The sequence below is a fragment of the Bacteroides sp. AF34-31BH genome (assembly GCF_003602795.1).
GTDB lineage: Bacteria > Bacteroidota > Bacteroidia > Bacteroidales > Bacteroidaceae > Bacteroides > Bacteroides uniformis.
This window is the reverse complement of sequence record NZ_QTLV01000009.1, coordinates 168,210-192,180: the sequence shown is the minus strand read 5'-3', so window position 1 is coordinate 192,180 and position 23,971 is coordinate 168,210. Positions and strand designations below refer to the sequence as shown.

Annotated in this window: 20 protein-coding genes and 1 tRNA gene; 17 read left to right on the top strand and 4 right to left on the bottom strand. The window is 45.4% G+C overall.

What is annotated here, in order from left to right; genetic code table 11:
• The 6 genes from DWZ67_RS20285 to DWZ67_RS14325 all read left to right on the top strand — a co-directional run.
• Positions 1–190: hypothetical protein (locus tag DWZ67_RS20285; RefSeq protein WP_207888811.1), on the top strand; the 190-nt coding region annotated here is incomplete at its 5' end.
• 561 nt (positions 191–751) lie between these two features.
• Positions 752–2,521: a signal peptide peptidase SppA gene (sppA, locus tag DWZ67_RS14345; RefSeq protein WP_057098188.1), complete on the top strand. Its 1,770-nt coding sequence runs from the start codon at positions 752–754 to the stop codon at positions 2,519–2,521.
• Positions 2,522–3,652, top strand: coding sequence for a tetraacyldisaccharide 4'-kinase (lpxK, locus tag DWZ67_RS14340; RefSeq protein WP_044468298.1), 1,131 nt, complete (start codon positions 2,522–2,524; stop codon positions 3,650–3,652).
• Positions 3,591–4,400, top strand: a complete 810-nt coding sequence (locus DWZ67_RS14335) for a purine-nucleoside phosphorylase (protein ID WP_005835556.1) — start codon at positions 3,591–3,593, stop codon at positions 4,398–4,400. The genes lpxK and DWZ67_RS14335 overlap by 62 nt, the downstream gene beginning before the upstream one ends.
• Positions 4,401–4,406: 6 nt before the next feature.
• Positions 4,407–5,456, top strand: a complete 1,050-nt coding sequence (thiL, locus tag DWZ67_RS14330) for a thiamine-phosphate kinase (protein WP_005828671.1) — start codon at positions 4,407–4,409, stop codon at positions 5,454–5,456.
• Between the two features lie 143 nt (positions 5,457–5,599).
• A tRNA-Phe gene (locus tag DWZ67_RS14325) sits at positions 5,600–5,672 on the top strand.
• Between the two features lie 47 nt (positions 5,673–5,719).
• Here DWZ67_RS14325 and DWZ67_RS14320 read toward each other — a convergent pair.
• Positions 5,720–6,184, bottom strand: a complete 465-nt coding sequence (locus DWZ67_RS14320; protein WP_005835508.1) for a DUF2867 domain-containing protein — start codon at positions 6,182–6,184, stop codon at positions 5,720–5,722.
• A 167-nt stretch (positions 6,185–6,351) separates the two neighbouring features.
• Between DWZ67_RS14320 and DWZ67_RS14315 the strand changes: the two genes are divergently transcribed.
• Positions 6,352–7,116, top strand: coding sequence for a LuxR C-terminal-related transcriptional regulator (locus DWZ67_RS14315; protein WP_009037034.1), 765 nt, complete (start codon positions 6,352–6,354; stop codon positions 7,114–7,116).
• Positions 7,117–7,118: 2 nt separating this feature from the next.
• Here DWZ67_RS14315 and DWZ67_RS14310 read toward each other — a convergent pair whose 3' ends face one another.
• Positions 7,119–7,703 carry a nucleotidyltransferase domain-containing protein gene (locus tag DWZ67_RS14310; protein WP_009037035.1) on the bottom strand — a complete coding sequence of 195 codons (585 nt, stop codon included), beginning with the start codon at positions 7,701–7,703 and terminating at the stop codon, positions 7,119–7,121.
• Between the two features lie 127 nt (positions 7,704–7,830).
• Between DWZ67_RS14310 and DWZ67_RS14305 the strand changes: the two genes are divergently transcribed.
• Positions 7,831–9,891 carry a HelD family protein gene (locus tag DWZ67_RS14305; protein ID WP_117945498.1) on the top strand — a complete coding sequence of 687 codons (2,061 nt, stop codon included), beginning with the start codon at positions 7,831–7,833 and terminating at the stop codon, positions 9,889–9,891.
• A 10-nt stretch (positions 9,892–9,901) separates the two neighbouring features.
• Here the strand turns inward: DWZ67_RS14305 and DWZ67_RS14300 are convergent, their stop codons facing one another.
• Together DWZ67_RS14300 and DWZ67_RS14295 are read right to left on the bottom strand one after the other, a co-directional pair.
• Positions 9,902–10,522: a CatB-related O-acetyltransferase gene (locus DWZ67_RS14300; RefSeq protein ID WP_005828836.1), complete on the bottom strand. Its 621-nt coding sequence runs from the start codon at positions 10,520–10,522 to the stop codon at positions 9,902–9,904.
• Between the two features lie 14 nt (positions 10,523–10,536).
• Positions 10,537–11,829 (bottom strand): MATE family efflux transporter, encoded by a 1,293-nt coding sequence (locus tag DWZ67_RS14295; protein ID WP_035457593.1) that lies wholly within the window; start codon positions 11,827–11,829, stop codon positions 10,537–10,539.
• A gap of 627 nt (positions 11,830–12,456) precedes the next feature.
• Here DWZ67_RS14295 and miaA point away from each other — a divergent pair.
• From miaA to DWZ67_RS14245, 9 genes are all read left to right on the top strand, one after another.
• Positions 12,457–13,374, top strand: a complete 918-nt coding sequence (gene miaA / locus DWZ67_RS14285) for a tRNA (adenosine(37)-N6)-dimethylallyltransferase MiaA (protein ID WP_016272641.1) — start codon at positions 12,457–12,459, stop codon at positions 13,372–13,374.
• A gap of 66 nt (positions 13,375–13,440) precedes the next feature.
• Positions 13,441–14,367 (top strand): diacylglycerol/lipid kinase family protein, encoded by a 927-nt coding sequence (locus DWZ67_RS14280; protein ID WP_005828845.1) that lies wholly within the window; start codon positions 13,441–13,443, stop codon positions 14,365–14,367.
• A 23-nt stretch (positions 14,368–14,390) separates the two neighbouring features.
• Positions 14,391–15,191, top strand: a complete 801-nt coding sequence (gene kdsA, locus DWZ67_RS14275) for a 3-deoxy-8-phosphooctulonate synthase (protein WP_120139136.1) — start codon at positions 14,391–14,393, stop codon at positions 15,189–15,191.
• A gap of 103 nt (positions 15,192–15,294) precedes the next feature.
• Positions 15,295–18,123 (top strand): M16 family metallopeptidase, encoded by a 2,829-nt coding sequence (locus DWZ67_RS14270; RefSeq protein WP_120139134.1) that lies wholly within the window; start codon positions 15,295–15,297, stop codon positions 18,121–18,123.
• Positions 18,124–18,206: 83 nt separating this feature from the next.
• Entirely contained in the window at positions 18,207–19,694 is a 1,488-nt protein-coding gene (locus tag DWZ67_RS14265; RefSeq protein WP_005828852.1) for a DUF5687 family protein, read from the top strand.
• A 25-nt stretch (positions 19,695–19,719) separates the two neighbouring features.
• A complete protein-coding gene (locus DWZ67_RS14260; protein ID WP_005828854.1) occupies positions 19,720–20,523 on the top strand; it encodes an ABC transporter ATP-binding protein in 804 nt (267 codons plus the stop codon).
• A complete protein-coding gene (locus DWZ67_RS14255) occupies positions 20,520–21,032 on the top strand; it encodes a C40 family peptidase (RefSeq protein WP_005828855.1) in 513 nt (170 codons plus the stop codon). The genes DWZ67_RS14260 and DWZ67_RS14255 overlap by 4 nt, the downstream gene beginning before the upstream one ends.
• Positions 21,033–21,110: 78 nt before the next feature.
• Positions 21,111–21,995 carry a TraB/GumN family protein gene (locus DWZ67_RS14250; protein ID WP_005835496.1) on the top strand — a complete coding sequence of 295 codons (885 nt, stop codon included), beginning with the start codon at positions 21,111–21,113 and terminating at the stop codon, positions 21,993–21,995.
• Positions 21,996–22,434: 439 nt separating this feature from the next.
• The gene (locus tag DWZ67_RS14245; RefSeq protein WP_120139132.1) at positions 22,435–23,961 is read left to right on the top strand and encodes a PAS domain-containing protein; all 1,527 of its coding nucleotides are present in this window, start codon (positions 22,435–22,437) and stop codon (positions 23,959–23,961) included.
• Positions 23,962–23,971: the final 10 nt, after the last annotated feature.

Here is a 23,971-nt window from a genome sequence, read left to right as displayed (position 1 = left end):
CCGAAGTTCCGAAAGAAACCTATGGCAAAGAAGAGAAAAATGGAAGCTTACCGCTCCGTTTTACTGTCAGAATGTCAAAACATCGCCGCCTTCGTTCCCGAAAGCGGATGCAAAAGTAGGGCTTTTACGGACATCTGCAAAATATATACAAGCTTTTTTTGAGGGTTTACGTGAACTTTTTCATAACTAGCTGATTGATAGATATGTTTTAAAGCATATTTTTTAAAGGGAAAGAAAGGCAGGAAGGAAAGGGACACATTATATATATACGCGCGCGCATCGGAATATACTAAGTTCACCCCTTGACATAGACCACTGAACGGCCGGCACCACGCTTGAGGAGCCCAAAGAGAACTGACAATAAACCTGCGAAAGGCTACATCCGGAAAGCCCGGATACTAAACGAGAACTACTGAACAACTTTTCTCACTACAGATATGTTTCTTTCTTACCACACCCGTGTTTCTTTCTTTCCACAGCTGTGGTAAGAAAAGAACATTGCTGTGGAAAGATTAGTTTTTAGAGAAACAGACTCAGAAAGTAAAGAGATAGCAATTATATCTGGCATTTTAGAAACTAACTATCCATAAAGAACGAAATGAAATACTTCAAAGATAAAAGAAAAGAGAATGAAATCTCCCACAATACTGTGACAAACCGAAAAACTCAGCGACAGATAGGGTAAATATCAACCTAATTATTTATCTTTGTTAGCTTTTAAAAGTTAGCATACTAAAAACAATAAAGTGCAATGAAAGATTTTCTGAAATTTACGTTTGCCACCATTACCGGCATCATCGTATCAGTCGTTGTTTTAGTTTTCATCAGTATTCTGGTGGTTTTCAGCATGGTATCATCTTCGGAATCAGAAACGCAAGTACGCAAAAACTCCATTATGATGCTGGATTTGAATGGCGCACTGGCTGAACGCAGCCAAGACAATCCGTTCGATGCCCTTATGGGAGACAATTATAAGACTTATGGCCTGGATGATATCCTCTCTTCTATCAAAAAAGCAAAAGAGAATGACGACATTAAAGGTATCTATATAGAAGCGACTTCGCTGGGTGCAGGATTTGCTTCACGCGAAGAAATACGCAATGCATTGAAGGATTTCAAGGAATCGGGAAAATTCATCGTGGCTTATGGTGACAGCTATTCCCAAGGTCTTTATTATCTGTCAAGTGTAGCCGACAAGGTGTTGCTGAACCCGCAAGGTATGGTCGAGTGGAGGGGCTTGGCCGCTACCCCCATGTTCTTCAAGGATTTGCTGGCCAAAATCGGAGTAGAAATGCAGATATTCAAAGTAGGTACCTACAAATCGGCTGTAGAGCCTTTCATCTCTACCGAAATGAGCCCTGCCAACCGTGAACAAATCGACGCTTACCTGACCTCCATCTGGGGACAAGTGACCAATGATGTTGCAGAATCACGCAAAATATCTGTAGACTCACTGAACGCCATTGCCGACCGCATGTTGATGTTCTATCCCGCAGAAGAAAGTGTGCAATGCGGACTGGTCGATACATTAATATATAAGAATGATGTGCGCAACTACCTGAAAGCGATGGTAGGCATTGACAAAGACGACCGCATGCCCGTACTTGGTTTGCAGGACATGATTAACGTAAAGAAGAATGTTCCCAAAGACAAAAGTGGAAATGTGATTGCCGTATACTATGCCTATGGAGAAATTGACGGTGGTTCATCTTCTGCCTCCAGCGAAGAAGGCATCGACTCTAAAAAGGTGATTAAAGACCTGCGCAAGCTGAAAGATGACGAAGATGTAAAAGCTGTAGTATTACGCGTAAACTCACCGGGCGGAAGCGCCTATGGTTCAGAACAGATATGGTATGCCGTCAGCGAATTGAAGAAAGAGAAACCAGTCATTGTTTCCATGGGTGACTATGCAGCTTCAGGAGGTTACTACATTTCTTGTAATGCAGACACCATCGTGGCCGAGCCTACCACACTGACGGGTTCTATCGGCATCTTCGGCATGTTCCCCAACGCAAAGGGGCTGACTGATAAAATCGGGGTAAATTTTGATGTAGTGAAAACCAATAAATACGCAGACTTCGGCATGCTGACACGCCCGATGAATGACGGGGAAAAAGGGCTGATGCAAATGTATGTGAACAACGGATATGACCTCTTCCTCACCCGCTGCTCCGATGGCCGAGGCATCAGCAAGGAAGACCTGGATAAAATTGCCCAAGGCCGTGTATGGACCGGAAGCAAGGCCAAGGAACTAGGACTAGTCGACGAATTGGGTGGTTTGGACAAAGCTTTGGACATTGCCATTGCAAAGGCCGGAGTAGATGCCTATACCGTGATGAGCTATCCGAAAAAGGAAAGTTTCTTTGAAAGTCTGATGAACACCAATCCGGGTAACTACATCAAAGCACGTATGCTGAAAGGCACAATGGGCGAGATATACCAGCAGTTCAGCGTCCTGGAGAATTTTGACAAATGTGACCGTATACAAGCACGTGTCCCCTTTGAACTGAATATTCAATAAATGGAGGAAAACTTTATCAAGATATATCATTGGCTATATCCCCTATCATGGCTTTATGGGATAGGGGTATGCTTGCGAAATAAACTCTTTGACTGGGGCTGGCTCCGGTCAAAGAGTTTTGACGTTCCAGTAATATGCGTGGGCAATCTTGCTGTGGGCGGAACTGGCAAGACGCCACATACCGAATATCTGATAAAGCTATTACAAAAAAACGGAGTAAATGTAGCCACCCTCAGTCGGGGTTACAAGCGTAAAAGCCGAGGCTATGTATTGGCCGATGACAAGAGCAATGTACGCCAAATAGGTGACGAGCCGTATCAAATTAAAAATAAATTCCCCAATGCACGGGTAGCGGTAGACGAAAACCGTTGCCACGGCATTGAGCAACTGCTGAAACTGGAAAATCCCACTGTAGAAGCCATCATCCTGGACGATGCCTTCCAACATCGCCATGTAAAAGCTGGGCTGAACATTCTACTAACTGATTTTCACCGGTTACTGTGCGATGATGCCTTGCTCCCTGCCGGAAGACTCCGCGAACCTTCAAGCGGTAAAAACCGGGCACAGATGGTCATCGTTACCAAATGTCCGGATGATATCAAGCCGATAGACTTCAACATCATAGCCAAACGGCTCCACCTCTATCCATACCAACAACTGTATTTCTCCAGATTCCGCTATGGAATGTTGACCCCGCTATTTCCCGAGAAAACGAACAGCTGGAAAGTGCTCTCCTCCCTCACCGGAGACGAGCAAGTACTGCTAGTGACAGGCATCGCCTCCCCCGCCCCCTTGCAGAAAGAAGTGGAATCTTACACGCCGCACGTCAAATTGCTGTCATTTGATGACCATCATGACTTTACTCCCAAGGATTTATTGCAAATAAAGGAACAATTCCTGCACCTGGAAGAGTGGAAAAGACTGATAATCACCACGGAGAAAGATGCGGCAAGGTTGAAACTCCATCCCGCACTGGACGAAACACTAAAGCCGTACATCTACGTGCTGCCGATAGAAATAGAAATCTTACAAAATCAACAATATATATTTAACCAAAACATTATTGGCTATGTTAGAGCGCATTCAAGAAACAGCAGCCTTTCTGAAGGGAAAGATGCACACCCAGCCTGAGACAGCAATCATCCTCGGTACCGGACTCGGCAGTCTTGCCGGTGAAATCACTGAAAAGTATGAGATAAGGTACGAAGAAATCCCCAATTTCCCCGTCTCTACCGTAGAGGGACACAGCGGAAAACTTATCTTCGGCAAACTGGGCCATAAAGACATCATGGCGATGCAGGGACGTTTCCATTTTTACGAGGGCTATTCCATGAAGGAAGTAACCTTCCCGGTACGTGTAATGCGCGAACTGGGTATCAAGACCTTATTCGTTTCCAATGCCAGTGGCGGCACAAATCCGGATTTTGCGATCGGTGACCTGATGATTATCACCGACCATATAAACTACTTCCCCGAACATCCATTGCGTGGCAAAAACATACCTTACGGTCCTCGCTTCCCGGATATGAGCGAGGCCTATGACAAAGAGCTGATTCGTAAGGCCGACGCCATTGCAGCAGAAAAGGGCATCAAGGTTCAGCACGGTGTCTATATCGGTACGCAAGGTCCCACATTCGAAACACCTGCGGAATACAAGATGTTCCATATTCTGGGTGCCGATGCAGTGGGCATGTCCACCGTGCCGGAAGTCATCGTGGCAAATCATTGCGGAATCAAAGTGTTCGGCGTATCTGTCATTACAGACTTGGGGGTAGAAGGTAAAATCGTAGAAGTCTCTCACGAAGAAGTGCAGAAAGCTGCGGACGAGGCGCAACCGAGAATGACAGAGATTATGCGTGAATTGATTAATAGAGCATAAGAAAGCATGAGAACAGAAATAGCTACCCTCGGTGAATTCGGCCTCATCCGACACCTCACCGAAGGCATTGAACTAAAGAACGAGTCGAGCCGATATGGTGTCGGAGATGATGCCGCCGTCCTCTCCTACCCGGCCGAAAAGGAAGTGCTCGTTACTACCGACTTGCTGATGGAAGGCGTCCATTTCGACCTTGTGTATGTACCGCTCAAGCATTTGGGGTATAAATCGGCCGTAGTCAATTTCTCTGATATCTATGCCATGAACGGCACACCGAAGCAGATTACCGTTTCCTTGGGCATATCCAAGCGTTTCAGTATAGAAGACATGGAGGAACTCTATGCCGGCATCCGTTTGGCTTGCGAAGAATATGATGTTGACATCGTGGGAGGAGACACCTCCGCTTCCTATACTGGGCTTACCATCAGCATCACCTGCATAGGCGAGGGTGAGAAAGGAAAAGTGGTCTACCGCAATGGTGCCCGCGAAACCGACCTGATTTGCGTCAGCGGCGACTTGGGTGCCGCCTACATGGGACTACAGCTTTTGGAACGCGAAAAGGCGGTGCTCAAAGGAGGTGACAAAGACTTGCAACCGGACTTCTCGGGGAAGGAGTATCTTCTGGAACGTCAACTGAAGCCCGAAGCACGCCGTGACATCATTCAGAAACTGGCAGAAGAAGGTATACAACCCACCTCCATGATGGATATATCGGACGGACTTTCTTCGGAATTACTGCATATCTGTACCCAAAGCAAAGTGGGTTGCCGAGTTTACGAAGAACATATTCCTATCGACTATCAGACGGCTGTAATGGCAGAAGAATTCAATATGAACCTGAGCACTTGTGCACTGAACGGAGGCGAGGATTATGAGTTATTGTTCACCGTCCCCATTGCCGACCATGAAAAGGTTGCCGAAATGGAAGGCGTCAAGCTGATTGGCCATATCACCAAACCGGAATTAGGCTGCGCCCTAATTACCCGTGACGGTCAAGAGTTTGAACTCAAAGCACAAGGATGGAATCCTTTGAAGGAAGAAGAAGCGGAAAAAGCATAACTATAAAACTTTTTCAGTATTTTTTCTCAAATCATAAACGCTGATAATTAGCCATATAGCCAATTATCAGCGTTTTTTATTATGAAAGCTATTGCATAGTCCAAAAGTTTCACTACCTTTGCAACCGCAAAAGAGATAAACATGGTGCCATAGCTCAGTTGGTAGAGCAAAGGACTGAAAATCCTTGTGTCCCCGGTTCGATTCCTGGTGGCACCACTCAAATAAATACTCCCATTGAAATGATAATATTTCAATGGGAGTATTTATTTACACCCACTCCCCCTATCCCCAGCAACATGCTTTAAGATAGACTTTACTATTATCCCATGAAAAGGTCTGATAATAAAGAAATATGCCCTTCCCAGCCAATTATTGTACTTCACAACAGTAGTAATCCGAAGTTCTTGTTTTCCTTCGTGATATTCCCCGCACCACATGGACACATGGAAATCAAGATGCTTATCCGGCATTCCGAGAATTTCTTCATGCAGATTTTTATCCAAGACCATATCTGTAAATCTGGTTGCTGTATCCAGTCCTAATGGCTTTACAATCGCATTCCTGAAATTCATGAGCCAACCAATCCACTTAGGAAATCGGCTGAAGGCAAGATTGCGAAAATCTTCCGGTGTCAAAGCCTGCCCAGTGACCATCACTTTAGAAAAAGAATCTATATAATCTACAGGAAAATAATTCTTTATTAAGCTGTCTGCCGGTATATCTTTCATCTTATCACATATTGAATTTATTACTCGTTTGCTTTTCATTCACGGCGTCCCCAATGACACGGCCTACAAAGGTAGCCACTTAATCCAACCCTACAACATATTCTTAGAAATAATATTATCCCGTAAAAGATAAAGCTCAAAAGAAAATTATCAGTTATCTTTGTTCCATGACTACCAACAAGACAACTCCCAAAGAATTATGGGCAAGACAGCAGATTAGCGGTCCCGATGTGGACTATGATTTATGGAACAAGAAAAGAATATCCGTGCAAGCGTTCTCACAAATGAGTCAGAGCTGTATTTTTACAGTTGACGTATTTAAAGAGAGATACGATTTTGCATCCGACAGTTTTGCCCATCTTTTCGGATACAATCCCACTTGGATAAAGACAATCAGGCAACAAGGCGATTTACTGGAAGAGAGAATACACCCTGATGACAGAATGCAACTCACGGAATGCCAAATCGAGCATGGACAGTTCATCTACTCACTCCCACCGGAAGAAAGAAATGACTACCGGCAAATATTTCAATTCCGTATGTTGAATGCACGGCAACAGTATATCAATGTAAGTAGCCGGCAACAAGTCATAGAAACAGACCGGAATGGTAAAGCCTGGATAATCATGGGAGTAATGGACATACTTCCCGACCAGACCCCTATCGAAAGAATCAAACGGACGGTGGTGAACAGAAAAACGGGAGAGATGCTTCCAACATGCACTGTTTCTCCTGACAAACAATTATCCAACCGGGAGAAAGAAATATTACGACTCATCCGACAAGGTTTTCTAAGCAAGGAAATCGCTCACCAGCTGGGAGTGAGCATCTATACTGTGAACAATCACCGGAAAAACATCCTAAGCAAGTTAGATGCCAACAATATAATGGAAGCCATCCATATAGTAGAAAATCTTGGTATCTACCTCTAAGATTACGGAAGCCAACCGAGACTGTCCGCCAACTGATTTGTTTTGCGCCACTCTTCAAGCTCCTTATAAGTGCGGACACCTCCCGTAAAGACAGCATGATAAATCTCTATACCTGGAATCGTTACACCATCCGGCACATCGAATTTGATTTGCAATATCGTTTTCCTAATTTCAGGAGTAAGGCGCTCCGCAATAGCGGCAGTCACCTTTTCTACAACACCATCATACCTGGAACCTTTCCGGATGTGAATCATATCAAACTTCCAAGTATTCTGTTCTCTATCCTTATATAAAGCATGCCACTCCATGCACTCTTCCTCCGTATGGATAAGGTTCCTATATTGTATTTCCTGCAAAGGCAACCGTTCCGCAAGTTCCCGGATGACCGAAAAGCTCTCTCCTACATCCAACCTATCGGTATAAATATGGATATCTATATCCCTACTTTTCGCCAACAGCCCGGTACGGAGTGAGCCCACCAAATGAACGGTTGCTCCAATGCGCTCCCATGCTTCAATAATACAGGTATCTTCCAATACTTTCCATGCAGATTGCTGATTCTGCCTTGCAAGCTCATGAATGTCCATTTACCTCCACTTTTTTGAATGTGCAAAGATATAAAACTTCCCAGTATATAGCTATAAATAGCCATTTCCCTTCTTGATACAATACACTAATTTTGCACACTGTCTTATCTTTTAGCAACAACTAATTATGGCATTCAATCAAACAGAGAAACAAGAGAAAGAATATTTAAAGCAAATAATCAGTTTTCTGAAAAAGGTTATCGGTAATACCGACGCATCCGTGAAAGACCACGTCGACACCTTGGCAGAATACAAAGACTATATCTGGTCCAACAAAGACATCGACCCACACGAGATACGCTCCATGCGCGAAAGCATCCTGAACCATTTTGCCTTGGGGGAAAGTGTAATCAACAAGCATAAGCGGCTCACCAAGATACTTGCCATTCCTTACTTCGGACGAATTGATTTTTTGGAAAAGAAAGAAAACAGCAAAGTGATGCCTATCTATATAGGTATCCATACCTTCTATGACCCGGAAAGTCGAGCTACCCTTATCCATGACTGGCGAGCACCCGTTTCGAGCATGTTCTATGACCATGAATTAGGAGAAGCAGGCTATCGGTCTCCATCGGGAGAGATTAAAGGAGTAATTTCCCTAAAACGCCAATACAGAATTCGGGGCGGCAAAATGGAATTTATGATTGAAAGTGCCCTGACCGTCCATGACGACATTCTGCAAAAAGAGTTAAGTTCCAATGCAGATGACAAGATGAAAAATATCGTTGCCACCATCCAACGGGAACAGAACCGGATTATCCGCAACGAAGATATCCGCACGCTTATTATTCAAGGAGTGGCCGGCTCTGGAAAAACATCCATAGCCCTGCACCGCATAGCCTACCTGCTCTATACCTTCAGAGACAGCATCTCATCAAAAGATATTCTGATTATCTCCCCCAACAAAGTGTTTTCCGATTATATCTCCAACGTCCTCCCCGAACTTGGGGAAGAAACCGTGCCCGAAACCAGTATGGAACAAATACTCTCCGGAGTGTTGGAACACAAATATAAGTACCAAACATACTTCGGGCTAGTGAATGAACTGTTAGAAAAGCCATCCTCAAGCCTCATCGACAGAATAGCCTATAAAGCCTCTTTCGGCTTCATTTCAGAGCTTGACAAGTTTATCCTCCACATAGAGAACACCTACTTCAAGGCAGCAGACGTGAAGCTGACCAAATACATCACCATACCTGCTCCGTTTATTGAAGAACAGTACCTACGTTTCAACCGTTATCCCATACGCCGACGATTTGATGCTATGGCTGATTATATGCTGGATATGTTGAAAATACAATACACCTTTACGGTAACCACCACCGGCAGAAACCTTTTGAAAAAAGAAATCAGACTAATGTTTGCAGGCAATAACGACATTCAAGTCTACAAAGATTTCTTTAAATGGACAAATAATCCCGGAATGTTCAAAATGCGAAAGGGACATACACTCGAATACTCAGACTTGGCACCGCTGGCATACCTACACTTGGCATTGGAGGGAAACGGGAACCAGCCATTCAGAGTCAAACATCTGTTGATAGATGAGATGCAGGACTATTCGCCCATACAGTACAAGGTAATACAGAAACTCTTTCCATGCCGGAAAACCGTGTTGGGCGATGCAGGACAGTCCGTGAATCCTTATGGCTCATCCACAGCAGAAACTATCCAAAAGTCACTTACTGCAAGTGAAATCATGAAATTGTGTAAGAGTTATCGTTCCACCTTCGAGATTACGGATTTTGCGCAAAAGATTCATCCTAACGCAGAGCTGGAACCGGTTGCCCGGCATGGAGAAAAGCCACAAATCCTGCAGTTCGGCAGTGCCGTAGAAGAACTGTCCGGCATTATGGGGCTAATCTCCACTTACCGGAAATCCGGATATAAGTCTCTTGGCATCATATGCAAGACGGAGCAGCAAGCCAGGAAGATGGCAGACATGCTGAAATCATATGCCAATGATATCAGCTTCCTATCAAGTCAAAGCTCCGCATTTGTGCAAGGCATCGTCATCACCTCTGCCCACATGGCAAAAGGGCTTGAGTTTGACGAAGTCATTATTCCACAGACGGATGAGAGAAATTACCGTTCGGAGATTGACAAGAGTATGCTTTATGTAGCTGTAACCAGAGCTATGCACCGCCTAACCTTGACATTTCACGAGGCAAGACCGGCAACTCACTGATGATGGATTATTAAGGAAATCTATCCCAACAGCCTTGTACAAGATGCGGCAAGTAACAGCGTATCTCATCAATCGACCAATCCCACCATTGCAGCCGCAATAATTTCTTCACCACATCCTCATCAAAACGTTTCCTGATTTCTTTGGCAGGAGTTCCCCCTACAATTGTATAAGGGGGAACATCTTTAGTCACAACAGCACGTGCACCAATAATCGCCCCATCTCCTATATGAACACCAGCCATTATCACCGCTTCATAACCAATCCAAACATCATTACCTATTATAATATCTCCTTTGTCATCCCATGCATCCGTTATGTCCGATTTCTTCAATCCCCACTCTTCGTAAAATAAAGGAAATGTATAAGTAGACAGAGATTTCAACGTATGATTGGCACAGTTGAACAGAAATTTCGTACCGCAAGCAATGGAACAGAATTTACCAATAACCAGCCTCTCCTGATGGATGGGGTAATGATACAGCACATTGTTTTTCTCGAACAACAAAGGGTCAGCTACAAAATCATTATAAATAGTATAGTCACCAACCTCTATTCGAGGATCCTTTACAACAGCATTAAGATATACGGTTTGCTTATCTCCCGTACGCGGATATATTTTAGTCATCATAATTCGATATGTTTCTAATATTGTTTACTTCTTAAATAGAAAACCGATTGCAGTGCCAGCAAAATCACAAAAAGGTATTCTGCCGTTAAGTAAATAGCCAAGGATGCATGAGTGCAAGCGCTTAACCAATAAAGATACCCCAAATACACGACAGTGGTAGTCACTTGGAAAAGAAAAGTAATCCGGGTTTTACCGGTCCCTCCAACTGCGTTGAGATATACATAGCCTGGCAAGGCAAAGGTATAATTCAGCAACGTCACAACAAAAGGGATGAAAGCCTGCTCCGTCAACAGTTCGTTATCTGTATAGATTCCTATTATCAAGCGATTACAGCATACAGCTACCCCTATCAATGGAAATCCAACAGAATAGCCCAACCTCAGTATCTTACGGCAGATAATGAAAACAGCCCTCCTTTCTCCAGCCCCAATCGCATTACTGACCAGCGAACCCGTAGTGACCGCAAAAGAATTGACTATTACAAAAAAGACAGCAGATACACTTCGCGTAATATTGGAAATGGCTAATTCCGTTTTACCCAAATGTTCCACCGCCACAAAGAACAAGAGCCACGGAGCTACGCTAATAAAGGCATGAAGCATGCTCCATACCGACAAGCTCAGCACATCTACCAACAGCTTTCCGTCATATACCGGTTTCAATCCATATTTCCCTTTATCTATTTTCAGCCATACATAGAAAAGAAGCATCACCAAAGAACCCATCTCTGCCAGAGAAGAAGCAATGGCAGCTCCCGATATTCCCAGTCCTCCAACGAATATCAGAATATAATTCAAAGGAATATTAATCACTACTGCAACGGCAGCAGCCCACGATAATGCCCGAGTGCATGTTATTCCCACAAGAAAAGAACGGATAACCAAAAACGGAAACGAAAACAGCAAACCGAAACTGCGCCAGTCCAGATACTGAATTACAGCCCGATAAATCTCCGGTGAGGAAATCAACCTTCCCAATATGAAAGGAGAACTTGCCTGCATCAGCAGACAAAGCAAAATGGCCAATCCCGATAAAAAGAAGAAACCTTGAAAGAATATCTTTCCAGCCTTACCATAGCCACATTCTCCATTCCTTCGAGCAATCATCACCTGCAATCCGATACTAAACCCAAACCCAAGCATGTAGACCGCCAAATAATAAATCCCCGCAATGGCAGATGCTCCCAATTCCACCTCGCCAACGTGACCTAAGAAAACAGCATCGGTTATATTTATCAGCTGCTCCATCAAAATGCTCATCATTACCGGAAAGTTGATAAGCCATATCTGTTTATATGTATAATGCATTGCTCAACAATAAAATAGCACAAAACAACACACTGTACAAGTACAGCATGCCATCCTGCAAATTCATGAATAAAAGGATACACAATCTCTGTGGCAAACGGGTCATCGTTTGCCAGATAGCTGAATAGCTTTATCAAGCAGGGCTATTCGTTGAGCGTAGCTATATACAGAGCTTCATAAAAGGTGAATATGTTTGTTCATTCAAGATATAGTGCAAAAGTACAGAAAAAATGTGCCAAAGTTCAGTTTAGGGCATAAAAAAAGGAGTACCGCTGTACTCCAACCTTTGTTAACCTTAAATCTAATACTATGAAAAACACATTGCAAATGTACGGACTTTTGGGACATTGACAAACTTTCCAAGGAAAAAAGCATGTTTCATAACACATTTTAATAAGATTAATGCTCGTTTTCACGTCCTTTTTCACTTTTTCTGCTTCAAAGTAGAAAAGAAGGTATAGCATCACGTAAAAAAATGAGCAAGTTCTTTCCATTATACTCCCAGTTTGCATTATCTTTGCACTAACACGAAGATAAGCTGCACCTCAGCATAAAAAATGAACGAGTTCATTTTATTCTGCATTCGGTTTGCACTATCTTTGTAGTGAGATTAACAAGAACTTATATATGCCAGACTATGATTTAATCGCCATATTAGGGCCTACCGCTTCAGGAAAGACTCCATTTGCAGCCGCCTTGGCCGCCGAACTCCATACGGAAATCATCAGTGCCGATTCACGGCAAATCTACCGGGGGATGGACCTGGGCACCGGCAAAGACCTTGCTGACTATACCGTCGACGGGAAACAGATTCCCTATCACCTCATCGACATAGCCGACCCGGGCTATAAGTACAATGTTTTCGAGTATCAGCGTGATTTCTTGAATGCTTACGAGACTATTAAACAAAAAGGTTGCCTGCCCGTTGTATGTGGAGGAACCGGAATGTATCTCGAATCAGTGCTGAAAGGCTACCGTCTGCTGCCCGTACCCGAGAATCCCGAGTTGCGCACCCGTCTGGCGGACAAATCGCTGGAAGAACTGACCGACATACTGAAAGGTTACAAAAGCCTGCACAATACCACGGACGTGGACACAGCCAAACGTGCCATACGAGCCATCGAAATCGAAGAGTATTATGCCCATACCCCGGTAGACGAACGTTCCTTCCCCCAGCTGAACAGTCTCATCATAGGTGTGGACATCGACCGGGAATTGCGTCGGGAGAAAATCACCCGCCGCCTGCACCAGCGCCTGGAAGAAGGAATGATAGACGAAGTGCGCCTTCTGATAGAGCAAGGCATCCAACCGGATGACCTCATCTATTACGGACTGGAATACAAGTATCTGACACTTTATGTCATCGGCAAGTTGACCTATGAAGAGATGTTCACGCAACTGGAAACAGCCATCCACCAGTTTGCCAAACGCCAGATGACCTGGTTCCGCGGTATGGAACGGCGTGGATTTACCATCCATTGGATGAATGCCCGGTGGCCGATGGAAGAAAAGATAGCTTTTGTAAAGAAGAAGTTGGAAGGATGATGAAACGATAAAGTGACCGGGTGATTTAAATCGTAAATAGTAAATAGTCAAATTGTAAATAGAATCATGAGTGCAGAACCCGAAAAGTTGGGAGTAATATACAACCCCAAAGCCGGAACACGGAAAGTGCAGAAACGGTGGAAAGAAATCAAAGAATACATGGACAGCAAAGGTGTGCCTTACGACTATGTGCAGTCCGAAGGGTTCGGTTCGGTAGAGCGTCTGGCAGGTATCCTTGCCAACAACGGCTACCGCACCATTGTTGTAGTAGGCGGTGACGGCGCACTGAATGACGTCATTAACGGCATCATGCTTTCCAATGCACCGGACAAGGAGAATATAGCCATCGGCATCATCCCCAATGGTATAGGAAATGACTTTGCCGACTATTGGGAAATGAGTTCGGACTACAAGAAAGCGGTGGATTGCATCATCAACAACCGCCGCCGGAAAATAGACGTGGGTACCTGCTATTATTACGACGGTGAAAAGCATCTGACACGCTACTTTCTCAATGCCATCAACATAGGCCTGGGAGCCCGTATCGTGAAAATCACCGACCAGTGCAAGCGTTTCTGGGGAGTGAAGTTCCTCTCCTACTTCATGGCACTGCTATCTATTATCTTCGAACGGAAGCTGTACCGCATGCATCTCAAGATAAACGGCGAGCACATACGTGGACGCATCATGACTGTCTGCATAGGCAGTGCGTGGGGATACGGACAAGCGCCTAGTGCAGTGCCCTATAATGGCTGGCTGGATGTTTCCGTCATTTACCGTCCCGAATTGCTGCAACTATGGTCGGGATTGTGGATGCTTATCCAAGGGCGGATTCTGAACCATAAGGTAGTGATGCCCTACCGTACGCAAAAAGTAAAAGTGCTGCGTGCGCAAAATGCCTCTGTCGATTTGGACGGACGTATTCTCGACCGTCATTTTCCACTGGACATCAGCGTACTGCATGAAGCAATAACATTGATTATACCCAATTGAAAATACTTAATCAGTAACAACCTATGATTGAATTAAAGAATAATCCTACCGGAAACTTCTTCCTACTGGCAGGTCCTTGTGTCATTGAAGGAGAAGAAATGGCAATGCGCATTGCCGAACGTATCGTGACCATCACAGAAAAACTGCAAATCCCATACGTATTCAAAGGGTCGTACCGTAAAGCCAACCGTTCGCGTCTGGATTCCTTTATGGGTATCGGTGACGAAAAGGCGCTGAAGATACTGCAAAAAGTGCACACCACCTTCGGAGTACCTACCGTGACCGACATTCATGCAGCCGAAGAAGCCACCATGGCTGCCGAATATGTGGATATTCTGCAAATTCCCGCCTTCCTCTGCCGGCAGACAGACCTGCTTGTAGCCGCCGCCAAAACCGGAAAAACCATCAACATCAAGAAAGGGCAGTTCCTCTCTCCGCTTGCCATGCGCTTTGCGGCTGATAAAGTAGTGGAAGCAGGCAATAGGAACGTCATGCTGACGGAACGCGGAACTACTTTCGGTTATCAGGATTTAGTCATCGACTATCGCAGCATCCCCGAAATGCAGACCTTCGGTTTCCCCGTCATCCTGGATGTAACCCACTCCTTGCAACAGCCCAACCAGACCAGTGGCGTCACGGGAGGTATGCCGCAACTTATCGAGACCGTAGCCAAAGCCGGTGTTGCCGTAGGTGTAGACGGACTGTTCATCGAAACCCACGAAAATCCCGCCGTAGCCAAGAGTGACGGCGCCAACATGCTGAAACTCGACCTGCTGGAAGACCTGCTGACCAAATTGGTCCGCATCCGGGAAGCAGTCAGATAAATTCCATTTATCCGGAATGGAATCCGAAAAAAACAACAGAAGTTGTGATTTATCCAAGGGCTGTCCGACAGATAGTTCAAGAACAATTTAAATTCATAATAATATGAAACATCTATTACGTGGTTTATGGATTGTAGCGTTAATTCTTTGCTGCAATTTTCAGCAGGTATTTGCACAGCAAATGCCGCCTATCCCGGTCGACAAAAATGTCCGTATCGGAAAGTTGGACAACGGATTGACCTATTATATCCGCAAGAACAGCCAGCCTGCAAACCGGGCCGACTTTTACATTGCCCAAAAGGTAGGCTCCATTCAGGAAGAAGCCGACCAGCGCGGCCTTGCCCACTTCCTGGAACACATGTGTTTCAATGGAACGACCCACTTCCCCGGTGATGCACTGAAGCAATACCTGGAGCGTATCGGGGTGAAATTCGGTGAGAACTTGAACGCCTATACTTCCGTAGACGAAACCGTATACAACATTTCCAATGTGCCGGTCACTACTCCGGGAGCCATCGACTCCTGCCTGCTGATTCTGCACGACTGGAGTAACGATTTGACCCTGGACCCGAAGGAAATAGACAAAGAACGCGGAGTCATCAACGAAGAATGGCGCACCCGTATGAGCGCCATACAACGCTTCCAGGAGAAGATGCTTCCAGTCATGTTCGAAGGAACGAAGTATGCCACTTGTTTCCCTATCGGAACGATGGAGGTCGTTATGAACTTCAAACCGCAAACTTTGAGAGACTACTATGAAAAGTGGTACCGTCCAGACCTTCAGGGTATTGTGGTAGTTGGCGATATAGATGTGGACGCCATCGAAGCCCAAATCAAGAAAATGTTTTCTGATATTCCCGCCCAGCCCAATGCTGCCAAACGCGAGTACTATCCGGTAAACGACAACAAGGAGCCTATTGTATTGGTTTATCAGGACAAGGAACAGTCCAATGTACAAGCCCTCATCTTCAACAAGCACGAAGCCACTCCTGACGAGCAGAAAGGCGACATGGGCTATCTGGTACAGAATTATGCAACCACGCTCATCAACAATATGCTGAATGCGCGTCTGAACGAATTGGTACAGACCGCCAATCCTCCTTATATATATGCCGCCACTTATGACGATGATTTCTTTGTTGCCAAAACCAAAGATGCCTTCACCGGTGTCGTTGTCTGCAAGGAAGATGCCATAGAAAATGGAATAGCCACTCTCCTGCGCGAAACAGAACGCGCCCGCCAATTCGGCTTTACGGAAACGGAATACAACCGTGCCCGTGCCGAATATCTGCGCCAACTGGAATCTGCTTATAACGAGCGTGACAAACGCAAGAATGAAGAGTACGTGGATGAATATGTCCGTCATTTCCTCGATAACGAACCGATTCCGGGCATCGAAAACGAATACGCCATCATCAATCAGATAGCTCCCGCCATTCCGGTTGCCGCACTGAACCAGATGATGCAAGCCCTCGTGACAGACAGTAACCAGGTAGTCGCAATTCTCGGTCCGGATAAGGAAGGATTGAAAATGCCGACAGAAGATGCAATCAAGAAGATTCTGAAAGATATTAAAGCTGAAAAACTGACTGCCTACGTAGACAAGGTGTCGGATGAACCTTTGATGGCCGAAGCCCCGAAAGGCGGAAAGATTGTATCCGAGCAGACAGATGATACATTCGGCACTACAACGCTGACACTCTCCAACGGAGTCAAGGTCATTATCAAGAAGACAGATTTCAAGGCAGACGAAATCCGCATGAAGGGAGTCAGCCTAGGCGGTAGTTCCCTGTTCCCCGACTCGGAAATCATCAACATCAACGGACTGGATGCAGTGAGTGTCGGTGGTCTGGGTAATTTCAGTGCCGTAGACCTGGAAAAAGTTCTGGCCGGCAAGAAAGCTTCCGTCAGCTATGGTATCGGTGACAAGACAGAAACCGTCAATGGCAGCTGTTCACCGAAAGACTTCGAAACAATGATGCAGCTCACTTACTTGACGTTCACCGCTCCACGCCGTGACGACGATGCCTTCGCATCCTACAAGAACCGCAACAAAGCTGCTTTGCAGAATATGGAAATGAATCCCCAGGTGGCGTTCAGTGACTCTGTCTCGGCCGGTATTTACATGCACCATCCCAGAAGAGCCAGAATAAAGGCGGACATGATTGACAAGATGGATTATGACAAGATTCTGTCCATGTATCAAGACCGCTACAAAGATGCCAGCGATTTTACCTTTATCTTTGTAGGAAATGTGAATGTGGAGGAAATGAAACCACTCATCGCCGAGTACCTGGGTTCACTGCCTGCCATCAACCGCAAGGAAACATTCAAGGACAATAAAGTCGACATGCGCCAGGGAGTTTATAAGAATGAGTTCGTAAGGAAGCAGGAAACTGCTAAAGCGTCGAATTTTGTCCTGCTGAACGGTGACTGCAAGTACGACCTGAAAAATAACATCCTGCTGGATATGACCAGCCAGATTCTTGACTTGGTTTATACAGCCAAGGTACGTGAAGACGAAGGTGGCACTTACGGTGTATATGTAGGCGGCCAGTTAAGCAAATATCCGAAAGAAAAGGCCCTTCTGCAAATTATATTCGAAACCGCTCCGGCAAAAAGAGAAAAGTTGATGCAGATTATCTTTACAGAACTCGACAACATCGCCAAAGCAGGTCCGTCGGAAGGAGACCTGAATAAAGTGAAGGAGTTCATGCTGAAAAAACACGCCGAAGACTTGAAGGAAAACAGCTACTGGCTGGGCAGCATTGACGAATACCTGTTCACCGGTATGAATCCGATAAAGGATTACGAACAGATTGTCAACAGCATCACCGTGAAGGACATCCAAAAGTTCACCGACGACTTGTTCAAGCAGAAGAATGAGATTGAGGTATCAATGATCAGTCCTGAAACTCCTGATAAAGAATAAGAGAGCCATACACACAGAAGGCTGCGTTGTTCGATGAAAGGCAGCGCAGCTTTTTTTATACAAACTCTATATATACAAATACTATGAGTCTTTTCTTAGATTTGCGCAAGCACGGAAAACTGGCAGAAAAACGAAATCCGATGTACGAAAAAAGTAAATTCGGAAAATTCTGGATGTACTTCATGTTTGTCTTCTGGGCCGGTTACCTGATATTCTTCGGTACGACCTTTGCATTCGCCTTTGACGGCGGTGCCACAGAAGCCTATCACGTAATGAATTCCGGATTGATATTTGTCCTTGTGCTGGATTTCCTGATACGCCTGCCTTTCCAAAAAACACCCACCCAGGAAGTGAAGCCCTACCTGCTGCTTCCCATCAAGCGGAACCGTCTTATCGACTTCCTGCTGATCCGTTCCGGACTGGATGGCTTCAATCTGTTCTGGCTGTTTCTGTTTGTTCCGTTTTCCATCATCACCGTCACCAAATTCTATGGAATCAGTGGTGTGCTGACCTATTGCATTGGCATCTGGCTGCTGATGGTATTCAATAACTACTGGTTCTTGTTGTGCCGCACACTGATGGGTGAGCGCATCTGGTGGCTGGCACTACCGGTAGTAGTATATGGTGGCATTGCCGCCGCACTATTCATTCCGGACAACAGTCCGCTTTTCGACTGTTTTGTCAATCTGGGAGAAGGGTTCATCACCGGTAATATACTGTCATTCATCGGTGTACTGGCTGCCATCGCCCTCATGTGGTTCATCAACCGCACCCTGATGCAGAAACTCATCTACAATGAACTGAACAAAGTGGAAGATACACGGATAAAACATGTATCCGAATACAAATTCCTCGACCGCTACGGCGAAATAGGCGAATACATGAGACTGGAACTCAAGTTATTGCTACGCAACAAGATTTGTAAGCGTTCGCTCTATTCCATCACCGGTGTAGTGATAATGTTCAGTAGTATCATTAGCTTTTCCGATGTGTATGACGGAGGTCTGAGAGATTTCTTCGTCCTTTATAATTACATTATCTTCGGCATCATGTTCCTCAGCACACTGATGGGTTACGAAGGCAATTACATTGACGGACTGATGAGCCGCAAGGAATCTATCTACTCGCTGCTGCGTGCCAAATACATACTGTACAGCATTGCATTGCTCATTCCTACGATTCTGATGATTCCCGGTATGGTTACCGGGAAGGTATCCGTACTCGGTTGCATCGCATGGCTGATATTCATTCCGGGAGCCGTATACTGCTGTCTGTTCCAACTGGCAGTCTACAACAACAAGACTACCGACCTGAATTCAAAGATGACCAGCCGGCAGAATATAGGCACCGGTCTGCAGAATCTGATTTCAGGAGGTGCTTTCGGCATACCTTTACTGCTGCTTTTTGCACTGAATGCCATCTTTGGCAAAGAGGTCACCCCCTGGATACTTATCGGCATCGGCGTGACATTCATCGCCACTTCCAAATTCTGGCTGATGAATGTATATCACCGGCTCATGAAACGCCGCTACAAGAATATGGAAGGCTTCAGGGACAGTAGACAGAAATAGAAATCATTAAACATCAATCACTAACATGATACGCATCAATAATTTACAGAAGAATTTCGGCACAAAAAAAGCCGTAGATATAGAGAACTACACCATCGGGCAAGGCGATATGCTGGGACTGGTAGGCAACAACGGTGCAGGCAAGACCACCCTCTTCCGCCTTATTCTTGACTTGCTACAGGCAGACCGGGGCAATGTAACCATCAATGACATTGACGTCAGCAAAAGTGAGGACTGGAAGAACTTCACAGGAGCCTTTATAGACGACGGTTTCCTGATAGACTACCTCACTCCCGAAGAATACTTCTATTTCATCGGCAAGATGTACGGTCTGAAGAAAGAGGAGGTAGACGAACGCCTGCTTCCCTTCGAACGCTTCATGAACGGCGAAGTGATGGGGCAGAAAAAATTCATCCGCAACTATTCTGCCGGAAACAAGCAGAAAATCGGCATCATCTCCGCTATGCTACATCACCCGCAACTGTTGATTCTGGATGAACCGTTCAACTTCCTTGACCCCAGTTCACAGTCTGTAATCAAACACTTGCTGAAAAGATACAATGAAGAGCACGGAGCCACCGTCATCATTTCCAGCCATAACCTGAATCACACAGTGGACGTTTGTCCACGTATTGCATTGTTAGAAAACGGTGTTATTATCCGCGATATACGAAATGAGAACAACTCTGCCGAGCAGGAATTGGAAGCTTACTTCAACGTCGGTGTGGAGGAAGAAGCCGTGGTAGAAGAAACAGTAGTAGAAGCAGCCGTAGAAGAAATAACGGAAAAAGAAGATAAAACGGTAGAAGAAAAAAATTCGGAAGCATGAAAAAATATCTTTCTTATATAGTAGCTCTTACCATCATATTGATAGGCTTAAGTTCCTGCCATACTTCCGCGCCACGCCTGGACTACAAAGCCCTGGCACAGGCATCCGTCCGTTTGGGAGTGGATATTGAACTGCAGGACAACCACAAGCTGTACATCCATGCCTCCGAATGGATAGGCACCCCCTATCGTGCAGGCGGTGACAGCAAGCGTGGAACGGACTGCTCCGGACTGGTATCGCAACTGTATAAGAAAGTTTACCACACCCGTCTGTCGAGAAGCACAGACGGGCAACTGAAAGAGAGCAGCAAAATCTCCCGCCGCAACTTGCGTGAGGGAGATTTGGTGTTCTTCACCAGCCGTGCTTCCCGCAAAAAAGTAGCCCATGTGGGTATTTACCTCAAGGACGGCAAGTTTATCCATGCCAGTACCAGCCAGGGAGTCATAGTCAGCAACCTCCGGGAAAAATATTACACCCAACACTGGCTCTGCGGAGGAAGAATAAAATGATACTAATTTTTCCCCTTCTTGTGATTTTCTTTACTCTTTCCCGACTGATAGTCCAGAAACAATTAAAAGAAGAAAGCAATGAAGAAACTTTTAGGCATCCTCTTATTCATCAGCATTGCGCTGAGTGCCAATGCACAACTTTTATGGAAAGTATCCGGTAAAGGATTAGAGAAACCATCCTATATTTTCGGTACTTACCATCTCTCTCCACTCAGCATCAAGGACAGCATCGCCGCCATGCCGCAGGCCATGAACGAAACCACCCAAGTCTACGGTGAGGTCGTGATGAGCGAAATGGCGACTCCCGCCTTCATGCAAAGCATGCAACAGCAGATGATGATGCCCAAAGACACCACGCTGCAAAACCTCTTTACTCCCGAGCAATACGAAGAAGTGGGTAAAGTTGTAAAAGAGAATATGATGGTAGACATCGCCATGCTTGCTCAACTGAAACCGGCTGCCATCAACCAGCAGCTTGTCGTCCTGCTCTACATGAAACATACTCCGGGCTTCAACCCGCAAGAACAGCTCGACACTTACTTCCAGCAGCAGGCCGGACAGCAAGGCAAGAAAGTTGGCGGTCTGGAAACAGCCCAGTCACAAATAGACATTCTGTTCAACAGCCAGACGCTGCAACGCCAGGCAAACCTCCTCTACTGCGCTATCAGTGACATCGAGAAAGGTATCGAGCAAAGCAAGCGCCTGATTGCCGCTTATGAAAAGCAGGACCTGGATGCCATGCTGCAACTGATGGAAGAGCGCGACGGCAATTCATGCGACCCGCTGCCTGGAGAGATGGAAGCCATGCTGGACAACCGCAACAAGGCATGGGTTGAAAAGATGCCTGCTATCATGACAGAAGCCCCTACCCTTTTCGTAGTCGGCGCCGGACACCTGCCCGGAGACAATGGAGTGTTGAACCTTCTGAAACAACAAGGATATACGATAGAAGCCATGAAATAAATCCTCTAACAATTCTCTCTAACAACTTTTAATGGCAAGCTATACAAAGCGTGACGGTCAAATACCATCACGCTTTGTTTGCATATACACTTTATTCTCCTCATCATATCGTACATCCAAAAAAAATATACTACTTTTGCACCAAAGTCTTGGCAGTTATAGTGATAACGGCCATTTTTGACTTGATTCGATAAGAACGCAAGAAGCGAAAGTTATTATCCCTGCCTATTCGGAATCTGGAAAATTCAATAAACGTCATGGGATGATAGCAACAGTTTCTTCACGTCTATGTTATTATATACTTAGGCGTGGGGACTGTTGTCTATTTATGACGTGGGCATTTTCCAGAGCCTCGAATGCAGATAGGCAATAACAGTCCTCGCGCTTTTTATATAATAACCTTCGTCAACGGGGACAGACGAAATGAAAGATACCGCGTATGCATCTTACATTATTTGGAGAAATACAGTTATTTCTGTTGATTGCCGCTACATCTGCAAGCTTTCTATACTGGATAAATTATAAATACAAAAGTCTGAACAGGCAGATTATCCGGGCAATAGACATTCCGGTATATCTGCTGAACAGACAAGGTTTTGTCGTAAAACTGCTCAATACACCTACCGAAAAGGCGAACAGACTTCCGTTCCAAAACCTGGGAACTCTCAACATCAAAGATTTGGTGACAGACGCCGATGAATGCCGGAAATACATGACGTCGCTGTTACGCGTACTGAATACCCGCACTTCGGACAGCCTGACCCTAAAGATAAGAATAGAAAGTGGTGAGAAACTATATATCGCAGTGCGCATGGTCTACCTCAACAGAAATTATGTCATAGCCTTCATACGCGACATTACGGAAGACGAAGTCCAACGCCGGGAAAACGAAAAATACCGTTTCTTCCTTGAAAGTATTCTGGAGAACCTCCCCATCGCCACTACAGTAAAAGACAAAAACGATGAAGGACGCTACCTGATATGGAACAAAAAAGCGGCAGAGATGATGGAAGTCCCCGCTGAGGATATTGTGGGACACTATGAAGAGGAGTTCAAACCCCTAATGCAAGATAATTTCATTCAGGAGACAGACAAAGAAGTTGAAGAGTCGGAAACTCCCCAGTCCTACATCAAACACTTTGTCAATCCCAAAGGCAGAGAGTATATTCTGTCGTTTCACAAAACGCTGGTGTCCTACAACAAAGGGAAAGAGAGGTGGATTGTCAGTTCTGCACTGGACATCACCGAACTGCTGGCAGCCAAAGAGAAAGCAGAAGAAGCCAACCGCCTGAAATCGGCTTTTCTCGCCAACATGAGCCACGAGATACGTACTCCGCTAAACGCCATCGTCGGATTCTCCTCCATACTTTCCGATTATATACAAGACGAAGATACAAAGGAATACATACATATCATCGAAGAAAACACCCAACTGCTGCTGCAACTGATTAATGATATTCTCGACCTGTCACGCATCGAAGCTGGCATTCTCGAATTCACAGAAGGAGATATGGATGTAAACAAGACGCTTGATGAAATGCAGACGATGGCAAAACTGAAACTTCCGTCCGAAGTCAGTATACGTCTCCTGCCCGGTGCGGATTACTGTATTATTCACACAGTCCCCAAACGGGTAAGACAAGTACTGAACAACTATCTGTCAAACGCCCTCAAGCATACGGAAGAAGGTTTCATCGACATTGGTTATCACCTGCCGCAAGAAGACAGGATTCGCTTCTTTGTCCGTGATACCGGTTGCGGCATTCCTCCCGAAAAGCAAAAGGATGTATTCGAACGCTTTGTCAAGCTAAACAGCTTTAAACAAGGCACGGGTCTCGGACTCTCCATCTGCACCATGATTGCCGAGAAAATGAACGGAAAAGTGGGCGTCAGCTCTATTCCGGGGAAAGGTTCCGAATTCTGGTTCGAAATACCCTATCAGCCTGCCGGAAGCCAACCTGCATAGAAAAGCCCGC

Excerpts from the sequence above, each read along its gene's own strand:
- DWZ67_RS14265 (WP_005828852.1), top strand. The coding sequence starts at position 18,207 with ATGAGTCTTTTCTTAGATTTGCGCAAGCACGGAAAACTGGCAGAAAAA.
- lpxK (WP_044468298.1), top strand. The coding sequence starts at position 2,522 with ATGGAGGAAAACTTTATCAAGATATATCATTGGCTATATCCCCTATCA.
- sppA (WP_057098188.1), top strand. The coding sequence starts at position 752 with ATGAAAGATTTTCTGAAATTTACGTTTGCCACCATTACCGGCATCATC.
- DWZ67_RS14320 (WP_005835508.1), bottom strand. The coding sequence starts at position 6,184 with ATGAAAGATATACCGGCAGACAGCTTAATAAAGAATTATTTTCCTGTA.
- DWZ67_RS14250 (WP_005835496.1), top strand. The coding sequence starts at position 21,111 with ATGAAGAAACTTTTAGGCATCCTCTTATTCATCAGCATTGCGCTGAGT.
- DWZ67_RS14280 (WP_005828845.1), top strand. The coding sequence starts at position 13,441 with ATGAGTGCAGAACCCGAAAAGTTGGGAGTAATATACAACCCCAAAGCC.
- DWZ67_RS14295 (WP_035457593.1), bottom strand. The coding sequence starts at position 11,829 with ATGCATTATACATATAAACAGATATGGCTTATCAACTTTCCGGTAATG.
- DWZ67_RS14310 (WP_009037035.1), bottom strand. The coding sequence starts at position 7,703 with ATGGACATTCATGAGCTTGCAAGGCAGAATCAGCAATCTGCATGGAAA.
- kdsA (WP_120139136.1), top strand. The coding sequence starts at position 14,391 with ATGATTGAATTAAAGAATAATCCTACCGGAAACTTCTTCCTACTGGCA.
- DWZ67_RS14335 (WP_005835556.1), top strand. The coding sequence starts at position 3,591 with ATGTTAGAGCGCATTCAAGAAACAGCAGCCTTTCTGAAGGGAAAGATG.
- DWZ67_RS14300 (WP_005828836.1), bottom strand. The coding sequence starts at position 10,522 with ATGATGACTAAAATATATCCGCGTACGGGAGATAAGCAAACCGTATAT.
- DWZ67_RS14305 (WP_117945498.1), top strand. The coding sequence starts at position 7,831 with ATGGCATTCAATCAAACAGAGAAACAAGAGAAAGAATATTTAAAGCAA.
- DWZ67_RS14255 (WP_005828855.1), top strand. The coding sequence starts at position 20,520 with ATGAAAAAATATCTTTCTTATATAGTAGCTCTTACCATCATATTGATA.
- DWZ67_RS14315 (WP_009037034.1), top strand. The coding sequence starts at position 6,352 with ATGACTACCAACAAGACAACTCCCAAAGAATTATGGGCAAGACAGCAG.
- miaA (WP_016272641.1), top strand. The coding sequence starts at position 12,457 with ATGCCAGACTATGATTTAATCGCCATATTAGGGCCTACCGCTTCAGGA.
- thiL (WP_005828671.1), top strand. The coding sequence starts at position 4,407 with ATGAGAACAGAAATAGCTACCCTCGGTGAATTCGGCCTCATCCGACAC.
- DWZ67_RS14260 (WP_005828854.1), top strand. The coding sequence starts at position 19,720 with ATGATACGCATCAATAATTTACAGAAGAATTTCGGCACAAAAAAAGCC.
- DWZ67_RS14245 (WP_120139132.1), top strand. The coding sequence starts at position 22,435 with ATGCATCTTACATTATTTGGAGAAATACAGTTATTTCTGTTGATTGCC.
- DWZ67_RS14270 (WP_120139134.1), top strand. The coding sequence starts at position 15,295 with ATGAAACATCTATTACGTGGTTTATGGATTGTAGCGTTAATTCTTTGC.